15 protein-coding genes and 1 riboswitch are annotated in these 16,759 nt (G+C 70.2%); of the genes, 9 read left to right on the top strand and 6 right to left on the bottom strand.

The window, feature by feature from the left end; translation table 11 throughout:
• On the top strand, positions 1-475 hold a 475-nt coding region (locus H5J26_RS18560), incomplete at its 5' end, for a trehalose-phosphatase (protein ID WP_303647152.1).
• A gap of 32 nt (positions 476-507) precedes the next feature.
• Here H5J26_RS18560 and H5J26_RS18555 read toward each other — a convergent pair.
• Positions 508-2,022: an alpha,alpha-trehalose-phosphate synthase (UDP-forming) gene (locus tag H5J26_RS18555; RefSeq protein WP_181767012.1), complete on the bottom strand. Its 1,515-nt coding sequence runs from the start codon at positions 2,020-2,022 to the stop codon at positions 508-510.
• A gap of 152 nt (positions 2,023-2,174) precedes the next feature.
• The gene (locus H5J26_RS18550; RefSeq protein ID WP_181767011.1) at positions 2,175-3,155 is read right to left on the bottom strand and encodes a glucosyl-3-phosphoglycerate synthase; all 981 of its coding nucleotides are present in this window, start codon (positions 3,153-3,155) and stop codon (positions 2,175-2,177) included.
• A gap of 156 nt (positions 3,156-3,311) precedes the next feature.
• Positions 3,312-3,472: riboswitch (SAM riboswitch) on the top strand.
• 16 nt (positions 3,473-3,488) lie between these two features.
• On the opposite strand from H5J26_RS18550, the gene thrC reads away from it, so the two are divergent.
• From thrC to groL, 4 genes are all read left to right on the top strand, one after another.
• Positions 3,489-4,793 carry a threonine synthase gene (thrC, locus tag H5J26_RS18545; RefSeq protein WP_181767010.1) on the top strand — a complete coding sequence of 435 codons (1,305 nt, stop codon included), beginning with the start codon at positions 3,489-3,491 and terminating at the stop codon, positions 4,791-4,793.
• Positions 4,790-5,068 carry a MoaD/ThiS family protein gene (locus H5J26_RS18540; RefSeq protein WP_070013032.1) on the top strand — a complete coding sequence of 93 codons (279 nt, stop codon included), beginning with the start codon at positions 4,790-4,792 and terminating at the stop codon, positions 5,066-5,068. Before thrC ends, H5J26_RS18540 begins: the two co-directional genes overlap by 4 nt.
• A gap of 467 nt (positions 5,069-5,535) precedes the next feature.
• Positions 5,536-5,739, top strand: coding sequence for a cold-shock protein (locus tag H5J26_RS18535; RefSeq protein WP_028429801.1), 204 nt, complete (start codon positions 5,536-5,538; stop codon positions 5,737-5,739).
• Between the two features lie 379 nt (positions 5,740-6,118).
• Positions 6,119-7,747: a chaperonin GroEL gene (gene groL, locus H5J26_RS18530; protein WP_181767009.1), complete on the top strand. Its 1,629-nt coding sequence runs from the start codon at positions 6,119-6,121 to the stop codon at positions 7,745-7,747.
• A gap of 100 nt (positions 7,748-7,847) precedes the next feature.
• Here groL and secD read toward each other — a convergent pair whose 3' ends face one another.
• The 3 genes from secD to H5J26_RS18515 form a co-directional block, all read right to left on the bottom strand.
• Complete coding sequence (gene secD, locus H5J26_RS18525; protein WP_181767008.1) at positions 7,848-10,097, bottom strand: protein translocase subunit SecD; 2,250 nt, start codon at positions 10,095-10,097, stop codon at positions 7,848-7,850.
• Positions 10,098-10,186: 89 nt separating this feature from the next.
• Positions 10,187-10,585, bottom strand: a complete 399-nt coding sequence (locus H5J26_RS18520; protein WP_181767007.1) for a hypothetical protein — start codon at positions 10,583-10,585, stop codon at positions 10,187-10,189.
• Positions 10,582-11,376 carry an IclR family transcriptional regulator gene (locus tag H5J26_RS18515; RefSeq protein ID WP_181767006.1) on the bottom strand — a complete coding sequence of 265 codons (795 nt, stop codon included), beginning with the start codon at positions 11,374-11,376 and terminating at the stop codon, positions 10,582-10,584. Before H5J26_RS18515 ends, H5J26_RS18520 begins: the two co-directional genes overlap by 4 nt.
• A gap of 194 nt (positions 11,377-11,570) precedes the next feature.
• On the opposite strand from H5J26_RS18515, the gene H5J26_RS18510 reads away from it, so the two are divergent.
• The 3 genes from H5J26_RS18510 to H5J26_RS18500 are packed head-to-tail and all read left to right on the top strand — an operon-like array spanning position 11,571 to position 14,804.
• On the top strand, positions 11,571-12,662 hold the full coding sequence (locus H5J26_RS18510) for an Ldh family oxidoreductase (RefSeq protein WP_181767005.1): 1,092 nt from the start codon (positions 11,571-11,573) through the stop codon (positions 12,660-12,662).
• A 10-nt stretch (positions 12,663-12,672) separates the two neighbouring features.
• On the top strand, positions 12,673-14,028 hold the full coding sequence (locus H5J26_RS18505) for an MFS transporter (protein ID WP_181767004.1): 1,356 nt from the start codon (positions 12,673-12,675) through the stop codon (positions 14,026-14,028).
• An 11-nt stretch (positions 14,029-14,039) separates the two neighbouring features.
• A complete protein-coding gene (locus H5J26_RS18500; protein ID WP_181767003.1) occupies positions 14,040-14,804 on the top strand; it encodes an SDR family NAD(P)-dependent oxidoreductase in 765 nt (254 codons plus the stop codon).
• 43 nt (positions 14,805-14,847) lie between these two features.
• On the opposite strand, the gene H5J26_RS18495 is transcribed toward H5J26_RS18500, so the two are convergent.
• Positions 14,848-16,071 carry an MFS transporter gene (locus tag H5J26_RS18495; protein WP_181767002.1) on the bottom strand — a complete coding sequence of 408 codons (1,224 nt, stop codon included), beginning with the start codon at positions 16,069-16,071 and terminating at the stop codon, positions 14,848-14,850.
• A gap of 148 nt (positions 16,072-16,219) precedes the next feature.
• Between H5J26_RS18495 and H5J26_RS18490 the strand changes: the two genes are divergently transcribed.
• On the top strand, positions 16,220-16,759 hold a 540-nt coding region (locus tag H5J26_RS18490; protein WP_181767001.1), incomplete at its 3' end, for a hypothetical protein.

Here is a 16,759-nt window from a genome sequence, read left to right as displayed (position 1 = left end):
CCTGCTGGCCCAGTTGTCAGCCCCTGAAGGCACGTGGACCGAGGACAAGGGCCGGGCCGTCGCGGTGCACACGCGTCGTACCGACGATCCCGAAGCGGCTTTCGCCCTGCTGCGCGACCCGCTCTTCGCGCTCGCCGAGCGGCACGGTCTCGTCGTCGAACCCGGCCGCATGGTCCTGGAGTTGAGGGCACCGGGCGTGGACAAGGGCGCCGCACTGACGGAGCACCTGCGTGAAGTGGGCGCCGGAGCCGTCCTCTACGGCGGCGACGACCTCGGTGACCTGGCCGCGTTCGCCGCCGTCGAGAGGCTCCGCGGCGAGGGCCTACCCGGCCTGCTGGTGTGCAGCGGCGGCGGCGAGACGAACGAGTCGGTTCCGGAGATCGCCGACCGCGCGGACGTCGTGGTCGACGGCCCGGCAGGCGTCGTCCAGATGCTCGAAGCGCTGGCCGACCTCCTCACGGAACGCCCCGCCTGACGGGGACGGGGCCCTCGAAAGGCCTCGCCGCGCTACGGCGTGACCGCTCTCAGCGCCTCCAACTGGTCCAGGAACCAGCGCGTCGGCGGCAGCGCCGTCGCCGCCGTCGAGAGCCGCTTGGTGCGCTCGGCCCGCGTGTGGCGCTCCATCGTCAGAGCCTCGTGCAGCGCGCGAGAGGTGTCCGCGATGTCGTACGGGTTCACCACGATCGAGTCATCGCCCAGCTCCGCGTACGCGCCCGCCTCACGCGAGAGCACCAGCGCGCAGCCGTCGTCGGAGACGACGGGGACCTCCTTGGCGACCAGGTTCATGCCGTCCCGGATCGGATTGACCAGTGCGACGTCCGCCAGCCGGTAGGCCGCCAGGGATCGCGCGAAGTCGTCCTTGAGGAACAGCACGACCGGCGTCCAACTGTCCGTCCCGTACGTGGAGTTGATCTCGTCGGCCACGCGTGAGACCTCGGTCATGTAGTCGCGGTAGACCGCCAGGTCCTGCCGCGAGGGATAGGCCAGCGCGAGGTGGACGACGCGCTCGCGCCACTCGGGACGGTCCTCCAGCAGCCGCCGGTACGCGTGCAGGCCCCGCACGATGTTCTTCGACAACTCGGTGCGGTCGACGCGGACGAGAGCGCGGCGGGGCTGCCCGTCAGGGCCGCTCCCGATCTGCTTGCGCAGCATCCCGATCCGCTCCTCCACGTCGTCCCGTCCGGCCCGCTCACGGAGGAACTCGGCGTCGGCGCCCAGCCCGTGCACGCCGAGGCGGGTGGTGCGGCCCTCCAGGACGACCTCGATCTCCTGCGTCGCCTCGTTCCTGCCCGTACGGGCGCCCAGCACGCGCACGCAGCAGTCGGCGAAGGCCTGCGCCCAGCGCTCGGTCAGGAACGCGGCTCGGTCCGCGCCCAGGATTCCCCGCAGCACCTCCTCGGCGACGGCGTCGGGCAGCATCCGGTAGTAGTCCGGAGGCGCCCACGGCGTGTGCGAGAAGTGCCCGATGCGCAGGTCGGGCCGGTAGGCCCGGAGCAGGCCGGGGACCAGCGTCAGGTGGTAGTCCTGCACCATCACGCTCGCGCCGTGCGCGGCGTCCTCGGCCAGCGCCTGGGCGAAGGCGGCGTTGTAGAGCTTGTACGCCGCCCACTGCTCCTCGAAGTCCGCGTCGAAGGACGGCTCGAGAGGGGTCTGGTAGAGCATGTGATGGACGAACCAGAGCACGGAGTTGGCGATGCCGTTGTAGGCCGCCGAGAAAGTCTCCGCGGGGATGTCCAGCATCCGCACGGACTGGCCGCCGGTGTCGGACGGATCGAGCCTCCCGTCCGAGCGGCGGCGCGCCGCTTGCCGGTCCCCGTCACCGAGCGCCGCGCACACCCACACGGCGTCGGCGTCCTTCTCCGTGCCGGACCCGCCGGCCGCGATCGCGGAGAGACCGGAGACGAGACCGCCGCCGCCGCGCTTGACGGTGAGCGAGCCGTCGTCGGCGGTCGAGTAGGAGACCGGTCCCCGGTTGGACGCGACCAGTACGCGGGCCTGCTGGGATGCGCGTTCGACGACCATGGCCGGAGCTTAGCCGTCCCGAGATCCACGCAAACGTGACCGATCGCACGGCGCTGCGAGCCCGCGGGTACGCACGGGTTCGGCTCGCGGTGCCGCGTCCGCGAGGCCGGCGCCGTCGAGCTGTGCCCGGGCCACATCAGGCTCCCGGCGCGCTAGGCCGCCCGGCGGGAGGCGTACTCCGCGATCTCCCGCATCGGAGGCCGCTCCACCGTGTCCACCGTGTGACTGCGCGGCTCGAAGCCCGCGAACCCGGCCCCGTCCGGGGCGCGTTCGAACTGGGTCAGCGTCGGGACGACCAGACGGCTGCCGCGCGCCAGGCGGAGCTGCGCGGTGTGGTGGATCGCCGCGGCCATCCGGCCCAGCGCCTGCCCGTCCTGGTTCCGGTGCCGCCGCACCCCGACGTCGACCTGGGCGAGCGCGTCCAGCCCCGCCGTGTGCAGGGCGTCGACGAGCAGCCCCAGCTCCACGCCGTAACCGACCGGGAACGGCAGCTCCTCCAGCAGCGAGCGGCGAGCCGCGTACTCGCCGCCCAGCGGCTGCACGAAGCCCGCCAGCTGCGGCCAGTGGAGATTGAGCAGCGGCCGTGCCACGAGCTCGGTGACCCGCCCGCCCCCGGCCGGGTCGTCGCCGAGCGGCCGGTCGTACATGGCCTTGACCAGGCGCAGGCCCGGGTCCGTGAGCAGGGGCCCGACGACGCCGGAGACGAAGTCGGACGAGAAGTCCTTCAGGTCCGCGTCGATGAAGCAGACGATGTCGCCGCTGGTCACCAGCAGCGAACGCCACAGCACCTCGCCCTTGCCGGGCATCGCCGGCAGCCGCGGAAGCACGTCGTCGCGGCGGATCACCCGCGCGCCCGCCGCAGAGGCCGCCTCGGCCGTACGGTCGGTGGAGCCGGAGTCCATCACCACGAGCTCGTCGACGAGCCCCGGCCGCCCCGTCCGGTTCACGTCCGCCAGCAGATCGCGCCGGATCACGGAGACGATGCGGCCGACCGTCCGCTCCTCGTTCAGCGCGGGCAGTACGACGCTCACGCGGGTGGCCGAGGCGCGCTTCGCGGCCAGCAGTCCGGCGAGGGGACGGTCGGCACACGACCAGGACCGTCGGCCAAGCCACTGCTCGACTTCCTCCAGCACGCGGTACTCCCCAGTGATCCATCTCGCGGTTCGGACGCCTGTCCAGGTGGTCAGGTCCGTCGGTTACAGTCTTGAACAACGCGGATGACGATCGCATGCCGGGTCCGGCCCGGCGGTTTTCGCAGCGTTCGTCAGACGCCGCACACAACTTCACACCGCTCATCCAGAGGGGCAGAGGGAACGGCCCGTTGAAGCCCCGGCAACCCTCCGGCCGGTCTCGCAAGCAGCGTCACAGCTGATGTCAAGGTGCGAGGCTCCCGGCTCGGGAAGGTGCCAATTCCGTCTTGTGGCGAGATACGTCATGAGGAAGATGAGGAAAGGGCCTCGCCGATCATGGCTGTTCAAGCTGCTCCCGAGCAGTCCGCCACCTCCACCGACACCCCGGGCGTCGCGCTCGGACCCGCCACCGGGCTGTCCTGTCGCGAATGCGGCGAGCGTCTGCCGCTCGGCCCGGTCTTCGCGTGCGAAGCCTGTTTCGGGCCGCTGGAGATCGCGTACGACTTCCCCAGCGGCGACCCCGCAGCGCTCCGTGAGCGCATCGAGGCCGGTCCGGACAACATCTGGCGGTACGCGCCGCTGCTGCCCGTCCCCGCCGACGTCGCGACGAAGCCCAACATCAACCCCGGCTTCACCAAGCTGGTCAAGGCCGACCGGCTCGCCGGCGAGCTCGGCGTCACCGGCTCGCTGCACATCAAGGACGACTCCGGGAACCCGACGCACTCCTTCAAGGACCGCGTCGTCGCCATCGCCGTCGAAGCCGCACGCGCCTTCGGCTTCACGACGCTCTCCTGCTCCTCCACGGGCAACCTCGCCGGCGCCGTCGGCGCGGCGGCCGCCCGCGCGGGGCTGCGCTCCTGCGTCTTCATCCCGCACGACCTGGAGCAGGGCAAGGTCGTCATGGCCGCCGTCTACGGCGGTGAACTGGTCGGCATCGAGGGCAACTACGACGACGTGAACCGCTTCTGCTCCGAACTGATCGGCGACCCGATCGGCGAGGGATGGGGCTTCGTCAACGTCAACCTCCGCCCGTACTACGCGGAGGGTTCCAAGACGCTGGCCTACGAGATCTGCGAACAGCTGGGCTGGGAACTGCCCGACCAGCTCGTCGTCCCCATCGCGTCCGGCTCGCAGCTCACCAAGATCGACAAGGGGCTGAAGGAGCTGATCGCGCTCGGCCTGGTCGAGGACAAGCCGTACAAGATCTTCGGCGCCCAGGCGGAGGGCTGCTCCCCGGTGTCCCGCGCCTTCAAGGACGGGCACGACGTCGTGCGCCCCGTCCGCCCGTCGACCATCGCCAAGTCGCTGGCCATCGGCAACCCGGCCGACGGGCCGTACGTGCTGGACATCGCGCGCCGTACGGGCGGCGCGGTGGAGGATGTGAACGACGGGCAGATCGTCGACGCGATCAAGCTTCTGGCGCGGACCGAAGGGGTCTTCGCCGAGACGGCCGGCGGCGTGACCGTCGGCGTCACCAAGAAGTTGATCGAGGAGGGGAAGCTCGACCCGTCCCTGACCACCGTCGTCCTCAACACGGGCGACGGCCTGAAGACCCTGGACGCGGTGGCGCCGACCACCGGACCGTCCGCCGTCATCCGTCCGAACCTGGACTCCTTCCGAGAGGCTGGTCTCGCATCATGAGCGTGAACGTCCGAATCCCGACCATCCTGCGCACCTACACCGGAGGGCAGGCGGAAGTGAGCGCCGAGGGCGCGACCCTGTCCGAGGTGCTGGCCGATCTGGAGAAGAACCACACCGGCATCGGCGCCCGCGTGCTGGACGACTCGGGCAAGCTGCGGCGCTTCGTCAACGTCTACGTGAACGACGACGACGTCCGCTTCGAGCAGGGCCTGGAGACTCCGACCCCGGACGGTGCGGGCGTCTCCATCATCCCCGCTGTGGCAGGGGGCTGCTGAGGTCTCGTGAGAGGTCGGTGAAGGGCCCTCTGCGGCTGCCGCCGATCACCTAACGTCGGATCGTCCCCTCCACGGAAGCAGCAAGCGGAGGGGGCGATTCCGCGTCTGGGGGCGCGATAGGGTTGCCAGCATTCCCACCCCGTGACCGCGCCGGCGCATGCCGGATGCATATGAGAACGCGACAAGTTGCGCCCGAATTCAGGGCGGCAATTGTCGTGTTGGCACTCTATGCCTGGCCCGCCTTGCCCTGATTCCTCAGATGTTGCGGGTGTTTGGCCGCTCGGTCGGTGCCCAGATTTCTCATTCCGTTGGCCTGTTGCAGAGGGCGTCCGTGCAGATACATTCAGCCGCGGTCGACGCGTTCCGGCGCACACCTCCGCACTCGTCTCGAGTGGTTCGGGGGTGAGGTCTGACCCGGGTTCGCGAGGTGCGGGCCCGTGCAAGGGCCAGTAATAGGGGAGTTAGGGATGGCTCAGGGCACCGTCAAGTGGTTCAACGCGGAGAAGGGATACGGCTTCATCGCGGTCGACGGTGGTGCGGACGTATTCGTGCACTACAGCGCGATCCAGATGGACGGCTACCGCACCCTGGACGAAGGACAGCGGGTCGAGTTCGAGATCTCGCAGGGTCAGAAGGGGCCGCAGGCGGACATGGTCCGTGTGACCGCCTGAGCGCCGACCACACTGCGCAGAGCTTCAACGCAGCTGTGACAGCAGCTGTTGAGAGGGGTCGTGTCCCGTGAGGGGCACGGCCCCTCTTCGTGTTCGCTCCGTGCTCTCCCGCACCCCCGCGGCTCTCTCCCCGTGCCCTCGCACGGTCCGGTGTGATGTCCTGGGGTCGCTTGCACTCGCAGGGGTCGAGTGCTAATCATTGCGTTAGCACTCTACGAGTGAGAGTGACAGACAAGGACCGGGTCGGTGAGGCTCGTTCGCCGGGTGGAGCAAGGAACCACACGGCATCTGAGCCGTCCGTCGCGGGCGCCAGCGCGGTCCGGTATACCCGTCCCCTGGTTGTGCAGGGGGATCCCCAGTCCGGGAGGGACCACTTCACATGGCCAAGATCATCGCGTTCGACGAGGAGGCGCGGCGCGGCCTCGAGCGCGGGATGAACCAGCTCGCCGACGCCGTCAAGGTCACGCTCGGCCCCAAGGGCCGGAACGTCGTGCTGGAGAAGAAGTGGGGCGCCCCCACGATCACCAACGACGGTGTCTCCATCGCCAAGGAGATCGAGCTCGAGGACTCCTACGAGAAGATCGGCGCCGAGCTGGTCAAGGAGGTCGCCAAGAAGACGGACGACGTCGCCGGTGACGGCACGACGACCGCGACCGTCCTGGCGCAGGCGCTCGTCAAGGAGGGCCTGCGCAACGTCGCCGCAGGCGCCAACCCGATGGCCCTCAAGCGCGGCATCGAGCGGGCCACCGAGGCCGTCTCCGCCGCCCTGCTGGAGCAGGCCAAGGACGTGGAGACCAAGGAGCAGATCGCCTCCACGGCCTCCATCTCCGCCGGCGACCCGCAGATCGGCGAGCTCATCGCCGAGGCGATGGACAAGGTCGGCAAGGAAGGCGTCATCACCGTCGAGGAGTCGCAGACCTTCGGGCTCGAGCTCGAGCTCACCGAGGGCATGCGCTTCGACAAGGGCTACATCTCCGCGTACTTCGCCACCGACATGGAGCGCATGGAGGCGGAGCTCGAGGACCCCTACATCCTCATCGTCAACTCCAAGGTCAGCAACGTGAAGGACCTCCTTCCGCTGCTGGAGAAGGTCATGCAGTCCGGCAAGCCGCTGCTGATCATCGCCGAGGACGTCGAGGGCGAGGCTCTCTCCACGCTGGTCGTCAACAAGATCCGCGGCACGTTCAAGTCCGTTGCCGTCAAGGCCCCGGGCTTCGGCGACCGCCGCAAGGCCATGCTCGGTGACATCGCCATCCTCACCGGTGGCACCGTCATCTCCGAGGAGGTCGGCCTCAAGCTGGAGAACGCGGGTCTGGACCTGCTGGGCCGCGCTCGCAAGGTCGTCATCACCAAGGACGAGACGACGATCGTGGACGGCTCGGGTGACAGCGAGCAGGTCGCCGGCCGCGTCTCGCAGATCCGTGCGGAGATCGAGAACTCCGACTCGGACTACGACCGCGAGAAGCTTCAGGAGCGTCTGGCGAAGCTCGCCGGCGGTGTCGCGGTCATCAAGGCCGGTGCCGCCACCGAGGTCGAGCTGAAGGAGCGCAAGCACCGCATCGAGGACGCGGTGCGCAACGCCAAGGCCGCCGTCGAGGAGGGCATCGTCGCCGGTGGTGGCGTCGCTCTGCTCCAGGCGTCCAGCGTCTTCGAGAAGCTGGAGCTCGAGGGTGACGAGGCGACCGGTGCTCAGGCAGTCCGGCTCGCACTCGAGGCCCCGCTCAAGCAGATCGCGATCAACGCCGGCCTCGAGGGCGGCGTCGTGACCGAGAAGGTGCGCAACCTGAAGCCGGGTCACGGCCTGAACGCCGCGACCGGTGAGTACGTCGACATGCTGGCCGAGGGCATCAACGACCCGGCCAAGGTGACTCGTTCGGCACTGCAGAACGCCGCTTCCATCGCGGCGCTCTTCCTGACGACCGAGGCCGTCATCGCCGACAAGCCGGAGAAGGCGGGCGCCGGTGCGGCCGACCCGACCGGTGGCATGGGCGGTGGCATGGACTTCTGATCGCATCGCGGTCAGAAGCCGGCCCCGTGGCCGCGCGTCACGGACCGAGGGCGGCACCCCAGCAGGGGTGCCGCCCTCGGCGTCGTGTGGGCGAAGTCGCCTACACCCGGGCTCCGTTGTCGCTCGGGATCCGGCGGCGCTCAGGGCCCGGCCGGTTGCCCCGCCGTCGCGGCGCCGGTGTGTCGCTGCGGCCCTCGAGCTCGATCGCGACCGGTGCTCCGACGAAGAGCGACGAGTACGAGCCGACGAGGATGCCGACGAGCAGGGCCACGGCGAAGTCGTTGAGCGAGTCGCCGCCCAGCGCCGCCAGGGCGGCGATGATGAACAGCGCCCCCATTCCCGTGTTGAGCGTGCGGGGCACCGTCTGGACGACCGCCCTGTTGACCACGTTCCGGAAAGAAGCCTTCCGTTCGGCGTGCCATTCGCTGCGGACCCTGTCGAAGATGACGACGGAGTCGTTGACCGAGTAGCCGATGACGGATAGCAGAGCGGCGAGGAAGACACCGTCGACGGGCTTGCCCATCCAGGCGAACGCCCCGACCAGGATGATCACGTCGTGGACCAGCGCGAGCACCGAGGCCGCCCCGAAGGTCCAGCGGAACCGGAAGGCCAGATAGATCATCTGGGCCGATAGGGCCACCGCCAGGGCGATCAGCGCGTTGCGGCGCAACTCGTCCCCCAGGCTCGGTCCGAACAGCTCGTCGCGTTCCTTCTCGGCGTGACCGCCCAGGTCGGCGAGCGTCGAACTCACCGTCTCCTCCTGGGCGTCGGTGAGTTTCCCGGAGCGGACCGAGATCTCCTCCCCGCCCGAGCTCTGCACCACGGCGTCCGGCAGCCCGGCCTCGGCGAGCGCCGTGCGGGCCTTCTCCGCGTCGACGACCTCGGCCGTGGAGTACTCCACGAGCCGGCCTCCGGTGAACTCGACGCCGAAGTCCAGGCCGCGCACGACGATTCCGCCGACGGCCAGGACCAGGGCTGCGGCGGACACGGCCAGCCAGCGCCGTCCGTGGCGCATCCAGTCGGGATTCCGCTGCGTGAGATGCGTGCGTACGCGTCCCAGCCCGGCCAGCCCCGTCAACCTCGGGCGGGCACGGACGGAACGCCGGCTCACCGCGTACTCCACCAGCACCCGTGTGACGACCAGGGCGCTGACCATCGAGGCGAGCACGCCGATGGAGAGGGTGACCCCGAATCCGCGTACGGGCCCGGTGGAGAGGCCGAACAGCAGCAGTGCGGCGAGGAGCGTGGTGACGTTGGAGTCGACGACGGCGCCCAACGCGCCGCGGAAGCCCTTGGCCGCCGCGGCGCGCAGCGTGCGGCCCGTGCCGGTCGCGTACTCCTCACGGGCGCGTTCGAAGACGAGGACGTTGGCGTCGACCGCCATTCCGATCGCGAGGACGAACCCGGCGAGGCCGGGGAGGGTGAGGGTGGCTCCGAACGCGACCAGTGCCGAGTAGGAGATCAGCCCGTAGCACAGCAGTCCGACCGCGGTGAGCGCGCCGAGCAGCCGGTAGACGTAGATGACGAAGCCCGAGGTGAGCAGTACGCCGATCACGGCAGCCCAGGTGCTCGCGGCGATCGCCTCGGCGCCCAGCGTCGGGCCGACGACGCGCTGTTCGATGACACCGACCGGGACGGGAAGCGCGCCGCCCTCGATCAGGGTGGCCAGCTCCTGGGCCTCCTTCTCGCTGAAGCCGCCCGTGATCTGGGTGTTTCCGCCGGTGATCCCACGGCCGCAGGAGACGGACGGGTCGATCTGCGGTGAGGAGATGACCTTCTCGTCCAGCACGATGGCCACGCGCCGTTTCGGGTCGCCTGCCGGTGAGCAGGCGGCCTTGCCGGTCAGGCCGGCCCACGTCTCCCTGCCCCTGTCGCTGAATTCGATGCCGACGGACCAGCCGGAGCCCTGCTGGGTGTCGAGTGTGGCCGCGGCCGCCTCGACGTCTTCGCCGGTCATCGCGGTGCGGCCCGGCTGCGGTTGCTGCGGGCCCTTCGGCGGGGCGCCTTTGACGGGGTGGAAGGAGAGTTGAGCCGTACGTCCGAGGACTTCGGCCGCTTCCTTCGGGTCCTGCAGTCCGGGCAGTTCGACGATGATGCGGTTCTCGCCGGAGCGTACGAGGGTGGGTTCCGCGACGCCCAGCCCGTCGACGCGCTGGCGCAGCACCTCCATGGCGTCGTCGGTGTTCTCGGATGTGGCTTTCGCGGTGGCGGAGTCGCGGGCTTCCAGGACGATCTGCGTTCCGCCGCGCAGATCGATGCCCAGGCGGGGCTGTTGGGTCATGGCGAGGATCGCGGCGAGAGCCGTCAGGGCAAGCGCGACCACCGCCCGCACCTTGTTGGCGCGAGTCATGGTTTTCCTCCTGCACAAGGCACACCGGGCCTCGGCGAGGAGGCCACGGTGGTGGAATGACGGGAATCCCGGGCGTGCCCGGGTGTCGGTCAGATGCCTGTGCGGAGTGGTGGTGCCCTGCCGTGGCGCGGTGAGTGGTGCGTGAGGTGCGCTGCGGCGATGCCGGGGGGCTGCGGCTGTACGGAACCGCGCGTTGCCGTCTGATCGTTCCGCCCGGCCGGGAGCAACGGCAGCGGGTCGGCGGTGTGGGCCGCGATGTGCGGCGGGTGTGTGAGCGTGCCCTGCAGATGCGGGGCGTCCTGGGTGGGACGGGACGCGTGCCCGTCACCGGAGACGTCGTGGGACCCCGACTGCGCGGAGGCCGTGGTGCCGACCGTGGCCGCGCCTGCGAGAACCGACGCCGACGGGGCCGATCCGCCCAGCAGTGCGAGCAGTACGGCGACGAGCACCGGCCATCGCGAGGCCGGACGTCTCCCGGAGGGCGTCACGCGGCACCCGGCCGGCGTGGTGTGAGTTCGCAGCGGTGTGCGGGGGCGCCGAGCGTCAGGGAGAAGCGTTTCGCGGCGGCGGCGACGGCCTTCCCGCATCTGGCCATCGATTCGACGTCCGAGAAGTTGCTCAGGGTGGCGGCGCTCATCCCGCCGACTGCCAGCCCGGAGTGGTCGAAGACGGGCGCGCCGACGGCGATGACGCCTGACTCGTTCTCCTCGTGGTCCTCCGCGTATCCGCGCTCCCGCACCGCGGCGAGTTCCTTCAGGAGCTTCGCGGCGGAGGTGTGGGTGCGGTCCGTACGCGCGGGCATGCCGGTGCGCTTGAGGAGCGCGAGGACGGACTCCTCGGGCATGGAGGCGAGAACGGACTTACCGACCGACGTCGAATGCAGCGAGAGGCTCATGCCCACGCGGGAGGCCAGCCGGTAGGGCTTGTCGCCCTCCAACTTGGCCGCGTAGACGGCTTCGTCGCCCGTGAGCAGCGTGAGGTGGACCGTCCAGTCGGTCTCGTCGCGGAGCTCCTCCAGGGTGGGGCCCGCCTGGTCGGGCAGGTCCACTTCGCGCTGGTGGCTGCCCACGAGCGTGAGGATCCGCGGGCCGCCGGTGTAGCTGCCACGGCCCAGGTAGCGGGCGAAGCCGCGTTCCACCAGGGTCTGCAGGATCCGGTGGACGGTCGGCTTGGGCAGTGAGGTGGCTTCGGAGATCTCCGCGATGCTGCGGTTCCGGGCCAGTGCTTCGAGCACGTCGAGCGTCTTGTCCGCCGCCGTACGCCGCACCTCACTGGCCATCGCCCCAGTCTAGCCAGCGCCACATGCGGCTACCGGAGCGTGGGGAATCCGGCCGGAACGGTGTCCGGTCTTCCTCGTGCACGGTGGGTTCCCAGCCGTCGGGGGCTGTGGCAGCATCTCGGAATCTCCAAGCTTTACGGAATCGAATTCCTTCACACGGAATATCGAACCGCGGCGGCGAAGGCGGCAGGGATGTGAGTACGCAGGCAGGGAGTGACCGGGAGCGGCTGACCGGGGCGCGTGAACTGGCCGATCTGGCGACGGAGTTGCTGGAGGACGCGGGCATGGCCCCCGTCCCGGCCCGCCGTGTCGCGGACTCCCTGGTCGCGTCGAATCTGCTCGGGCACGACTCGCACGGGGTGCGCAGGCTCCCCGGGTACCTCGCCGCCGTACGGGGCGGGCTCGTCGACCCCGCCAGAGGCGGCCGCGTCCTCTCACGCCACGGGGCCACCGCCGTCATCGACGGCGAACGCGCCTTCGGGCAGCTCGCCGCACGTCTCGCCGCCGATGAACTGGTCGCCCTGTGCGAGGAGTTCGCCGTCGGCGTCGTCGCCGTCCAGGACTGCAACCACGTCGGGCGGCTCGGCGAGTACACGGCCCGCATGGCCGAACAGGGCCTGGTCGCCCTGGCGTTGTCGAACGCGGACCCCACGGTCGCCCCGTACGGCGGGAGGGAGCGACGCATGGGTACCAATCCGATGTCGTGGGCTCTCCCGCGAGGCGAAGGACGGCCACCGCTCGTCGTGGACTGGGCGACGGCAGCCGTCGCCGAGGGCAAGCTCGCCCTCGCCCGTACCCGCGGGATGTCCGTGGCCGAGGGGCTGCTGCTCGACTCCGAGGGGGCGGCATCCCGCGTACCCGGCGACTTCTACAGCGGCGGCGCCCTGCTGCCGTTCGGCGGTCACAAGGGCTACGGGCTGAGCGTGGTCATCGAGATCGTCGGCGGGCTCCTCAGCCGCGCCGGCATCTCCAGCAGACCCGGATACGAAGGGCACTTCGGCACCGTGCTCATCGGCGTGCGGATCGACGCGTTCGTCCCGCTCGCCGAATTCCGCGCGGAGACCGAGGAGTTCTGCGCTGCGCTGGCGGAGACCACGCCGGCGCAGGGGTGCGAAGAGGTTCTGGTTCCGGGGGAGCCGGAGGAGCGAACACTCGCGCAACGGCGCCGGCACGGCATCCCCCTCCCGAGCAGGACGTGGGAGGAGCTGCTGGCGCTACGGGGTGCCGCCGGCGGTGACGGCGCGCCCGGACCGTACGGCAATCAGGGGGACCCAGCAGCTCGTTGAGGAGACGACGATGTCCCAGGACCCATCACCCCCCACCACCAGGAACTTGCGGACCGACCACGAACTGCGGCGCGTGGTCAGCGCGTCCGTCGTCGGGACCGCACTGGAGTGGTACGACTTCTTCATCTACGGCACGGCGGTCGTGCTCGTCTTCAACGACCTGTTCTTCGTCCAGGACGACCCGGCCATGGGCACCCTGATCGGCCTCGCGACCTTCGGCGTCGGCTTCATCTTCCGTCCCGTGGGCGGCTTCTTCTTCGGCGCGCTCGGCGACCGCATCGGCAGGCGTTCGACTCTCGTGCTGACGACCCTGGTCATGGGTCTGTCCACGGGCGTGATCGGGCTGCTGCCGACGTACGACTCGATCGGCGTCGCCGCTCCGGTGCTGCTCACCCTGATGCGGGTGTGCCAAGGGCTGGGCGCGGGCGCGGAGTTCGGCGGCGCGTCGACGCTGCTCGCCGAGCACGCTCCGGCCGAACGGCGCGGCTTCTACGCCTCGTTCGCGCAGATGGGCGTGCAGATCGGGCTCGTGCTCGGCATGGTCGTCTTCCTCCTGGTGGGGCTGATCCCGCAGGCCGCCCAGCAGTCCTGGGGCTGGCGCCTGCCGTTCCTCTTCAGCTTCCTGCTGATCGCCGTGTCGCTCTACCTGCGTCTGCGCGTAGCGGAATCACCGGTGTTCAAGCGGATGAAGGAGAACCGCAGCGTGGTGAAGCTCCCGATCAGGGAGGCCCTGCGCCGCTACCCCCGCAGCTTCCTCGTGGGGATCGGCGCCCACATCTGCGACACGTCCGTCGTCTACATCTACGCGACGTTCTCCGTCTCGTACCTGACCGTCCAGGTGGAACAGCCCAAGTGGGTCGCCCTGACAGGGGTCATCTCCTTCGGGCTCGTCGTGATCGCGCTCCAGCCCGTCTACGGCGCGCTGTCCGACCGCATCGGGCGCAGGCCGCTCAATCTGTTCAGCGTGATCTTCACGGGCCTGTTCGCGTACCCGTTCTTCATGCTGCTCGACACCGGTGTCCCCGTCGTCATCTGGCTGGGCATGATCCTGGCCACCTCGCTGGGGCTCGCGCCCATGATCGCCGTTCAACCGGCCTTCTACGCCGAGCTGTTCGGGGCGCGGGTGCGGTACACGGGGTTCGCCGCCTCGCGTGAGATCGGGGCCGCCCTCGCCGGGTTCTCGCCGTTCATCGCCGCCGCCCTGCTCGGCTACGCGGACGGCGACCCGTGGCTCGTCGCGGCGTTCATGGCGGCGACGGCGGTCGTCTCGCTGGTGGCGTTCCTCTACTCGAAGGAGTCGAGGGAGGCGGACGTCGCGCTGGAGGAGTACGCACCGGCCGGCCCGCCCGTGGCAGAGAAGGACTGAGGGGCCCGGCCATGGAACTGAGGGACACCGTCGCGGTCGTCACCGGCGGCTGCACCGGCATCGGACGTGCGACGGTCCTGGCGCTCGCCGACGCAGGAGTTCGCGGCGTCGCTGCGAGCTGGACGCGCTCCTCGGACGCGGCCGACGCCCTCGTCGCGGACGCCGCCGGCCGCGGTTGCGACGTACTGACCGCTCCCGCGGATGTGACCGACGACGCAGCCGTACGGGCCTTCGCCGACGGCGTGCTGGACCGGTTCGGCCGGGTGGACGTGCTGGTGAACAACGCCGGCACCACGCGGGCCGTGCCCGAGTCGGACCTGGACGGGCTCACGGACGCGATCTGGCACGAAGTGCTGGACGTCAACGTCGTCGGCGCCTTCCGCAGCACCCGTGCCTTCGCGCCCGCGCTGCGCGAGGCGTCGGGAGCGGTCGTCAACGTCTCGTCCATCTCCGCCTACCGCGCGGGCGGTTCGTCCATCGCGTACGGAGTGAGCAAGGCGGCCATGGTGCAGCTGACCCGGAACCTTGCCGGTGCTCTGGCTCCGGACATACGGGTCAACGCCGTCGCACCGGGGACGGTCGCCACTCGCTGGCAGACCGGCCTGCACGGCGAGGAGGGCTTCGCCGAACGGGCGCTGGCCGAGCGGGAGACCGTACCGCTCCGGCGGACCTCCGGGCCCGAACACGTGGCGCAGGCCGTGCTGGGGCTGCTGGGGATGGACATGGTGACGGGGGAGACGGTGATCGTGGACGGCGGCAAGCACGTCCGCTACTGAGACATCCACCGGGCGACTGCCGGGACTCGTACGGGCGGACGCGTCACGCCGCGGTGCGCTCCGCCCGTACGAGCGCGGCCAGCACCCAGCCGGCGAGCACGGCGACCGCGACGCTGAATCCGATGCCCGCCGCCCGCAGCCCGACGACGTCCGTCGCCAGCCCCTCACCGACCACCGGAACGGACAGCGCCACGTAGATCACGACGAAGAAGGTCGAGGCCACACTCGCACGCTGGTCCGCCGGAGCCTCGGCGTTGACGGCGGCCAGACCGGCGCGGAAGCTCATGCCCTGGCCCAGCCCCGCCAGCACGCCTGCCGTGACCAGGAGTCCGAAGGACTCCACGGCAAGTCCGGCCGTCAGCAGGACCATTCCGACGACGAGCCCGGCACATCCCACCTTCAGGGACGCACGCCCGAACCTCGGCACCAGCACGATCTGGCCGACGGTCGAAGCGGCGAACACGGAGAAGACCACGCCGCCGGAGAGCGCGAAGCTGTGCAGGCCGAGCACGTTGCCCAGGAACGACGGTGCGACCGCGGTGAAGAGGCCGAGCACGGCGAACCCCGCGAAGCCCGCGCTCGCCGCCCGTACGAACGTCCCGCGCACCTCGGGAGGCACCCCCGGCCGCGTGACCCGCAGCCGCGGGCGGCGCGCCGTCACCGCCACCGGCTCCGGCATGAACCAGATGCCGACGGTGACGGCGATGAGCAGCCCGAGGTCGACCGCGTACGGCAGGTGCAGCGGCGCGGGGGCGACTTGAGCGAGGACCCCGGCGAGCAGCGGACCGCTGCCGAGCCCGCCCATGTTGACCGCGGTCGCCACCAGACTTGCGTGCTCGGTTCCGCGCTCCCCGGCCAGATCCACGAGCGCGGCCGTCGCCGTACCGGTGAAGATCCCCGCCGAGAGCCCGGACAGCACCCTTCCGGTGAACAGGAGTTCCAGATGGTCGTGCGTGACCAGGAAGACGACCGCACTGAGCATGGAGGCGAAGAGGCCGGGCAACAGCGCACGGCGGCGGCCGATTTCATCCGAAACCCGCCCGAAGAGCAGCAGGGCCGCGAGCACACCCACCGCGTACGCGGCATAGATCACGGTGATCATCAGCGTGGAGAAATGCAGTTCGCGCTGATAGAGCACGTACAGCGGAGTGGGGAGGGTCGTGCCGAGCATCGTCACCGCGAACGCCGCTGCGACCAGCGGAAATGCCACGGCCCCGGGCAGGGTCCGGCGCTGGTGGGAGGTGCCGTCGTCGCTCTGTGCTGCCATGCGTCCATGATCCGCCGGGCAGGCACCCGCGTCGAACACCGGACCGCGCGTTCAACTCCGTTTTCCTCCAACCCGGTTTGCGTCACGGTGCGACGGCTACCCGGAGATGAACTATCCGCTACGAGTAGAAAGCTCGGGGTAGGTCATCGTGTCCACAGTTGTGATCATTGTTCTCATCGTGGCCGTCGCCGCCGTGATAATCGTCGGCACGGTCTACGGCGGCCGTTCCGGCGCGGGCAGGTCCCGGGGTGGCCTCAGGCGTCGCTTCGGGCCCGAGTACGACAGGGTGCTCGCTCGCCACAACGGCGACAGCAAGGCCGCGGAGAGTGAACTCGCCCTGCGCGTGCGGCAGCACGGCTCCTTCACCCCGCACCCGCTGCCCCCTCAGGTGCGTGAGCAGTACCTGACGCGTTGGACGGCGGCACAGGAACGCTTCGTCGACTCGCCTCAGCAGGCACTCGCCGAGGCAGAGCAGTTGCTGGGCGGACTCGCACAGGCACGGGGTTTCCCCGGCCCGGAGCGTCACGACGAGCACGTCGACGCGCTCTCCGTGCACCACGCCCACCACATCGACGGATATCGGCGCGTGCGTGCGGCCGCCACCGGCCAGGTCGGCACCGAGGAGATGCGCGAAGCCATGCTTCAGGCCCGCGCCTTCTTCGACGCGCTCGCGACGGAGCACGCGGGC

This window comes from Streptomyces albidus (ex Kaewkla and Franco 2022) (assembly GCF_013870515.1).
Lineage (GTDB): Bacteria > Actinomycetota > Actinomycetes > Streptomycetales > Streptomycetaceae > Streptomyces > Streptomyces albidus.
The sequence above is the reverse complement of the archived record's forward strand: the minus strand, read 5'-3'. Positions and strand labels throughout refer to the sequence as shown.

Bases quoted from the DNA above. Each gene is read 5' to 3' on its own strand.
- H5J26_RS18500 (WP_181767003.1), top strand. From the start codon at position 14,040: ATGGAACTGAGGGACACCGTCGCGGTCGTCACCGGCGGCTGCACCGGC.
- H5J26_RS18535 (WP_028429801.1), top strand. From the start codon at position 5,536: ATGGCTCAGGGCACCGTCAAGTGGTTCAACGCGGAGAAGGGATACGGC.
- H5J26_RS18505 (WP_181767004.1), top strand. From the start codon at position 12,673: ATGTCCCAGGACCCATCACCCCCCACCACCAGGAACTTGCGGACCGAC.
- thrC (WP_181767010.1), top strand. From the start codon at position 3,489: ATGGCTGTTCAAGCTGCTCCCGAGCAGTCCGCCACCTCCACCGACACC.
- H5J26_RS18555 (WP_181767012.1), bottom strand. From the start codon at position 2,022: ATGGTCGTCGAACGCGCATCCCAGCAGGCCCGCGTACTGGTCGCGTCC.
- secD (WP_181767008.1), bottom strand. From the start codon at position 10,097: ATGACTCGCGCCAACAAGGTGCGGGCGGTGGTCGCGCTTGCCCTGACG.
- H5J26_RS18540 (WP_070013032.1), top strand. From the start codon at position 4,790: ATGAGCGTGAACGTCCGAATCCCGACCATCCTGCGCACCTACACCGGA.
- H5J26_RS18515 (WP_181767006.1), bottom strand. From the start codon at position 11,376: ATGGCCAGTGAGGTGCGGCGTACGGCGGCGGACAAGACGCTCGACGTG.
- H5J26_RS18495 (WP_181767002.1), bottom strand. From the start codon at position 16,071: ATGGCAGCACAGAGCGACGACGGCACCTCCCACCAGCGCCGGACCCTG.
- groL (WP_181767009.1), top strand. From the start codon at position 6,119: ATGGCCAAGATCATCGCGTTCGACGAGGAGGCGCGGCGCGGCCTCGAG.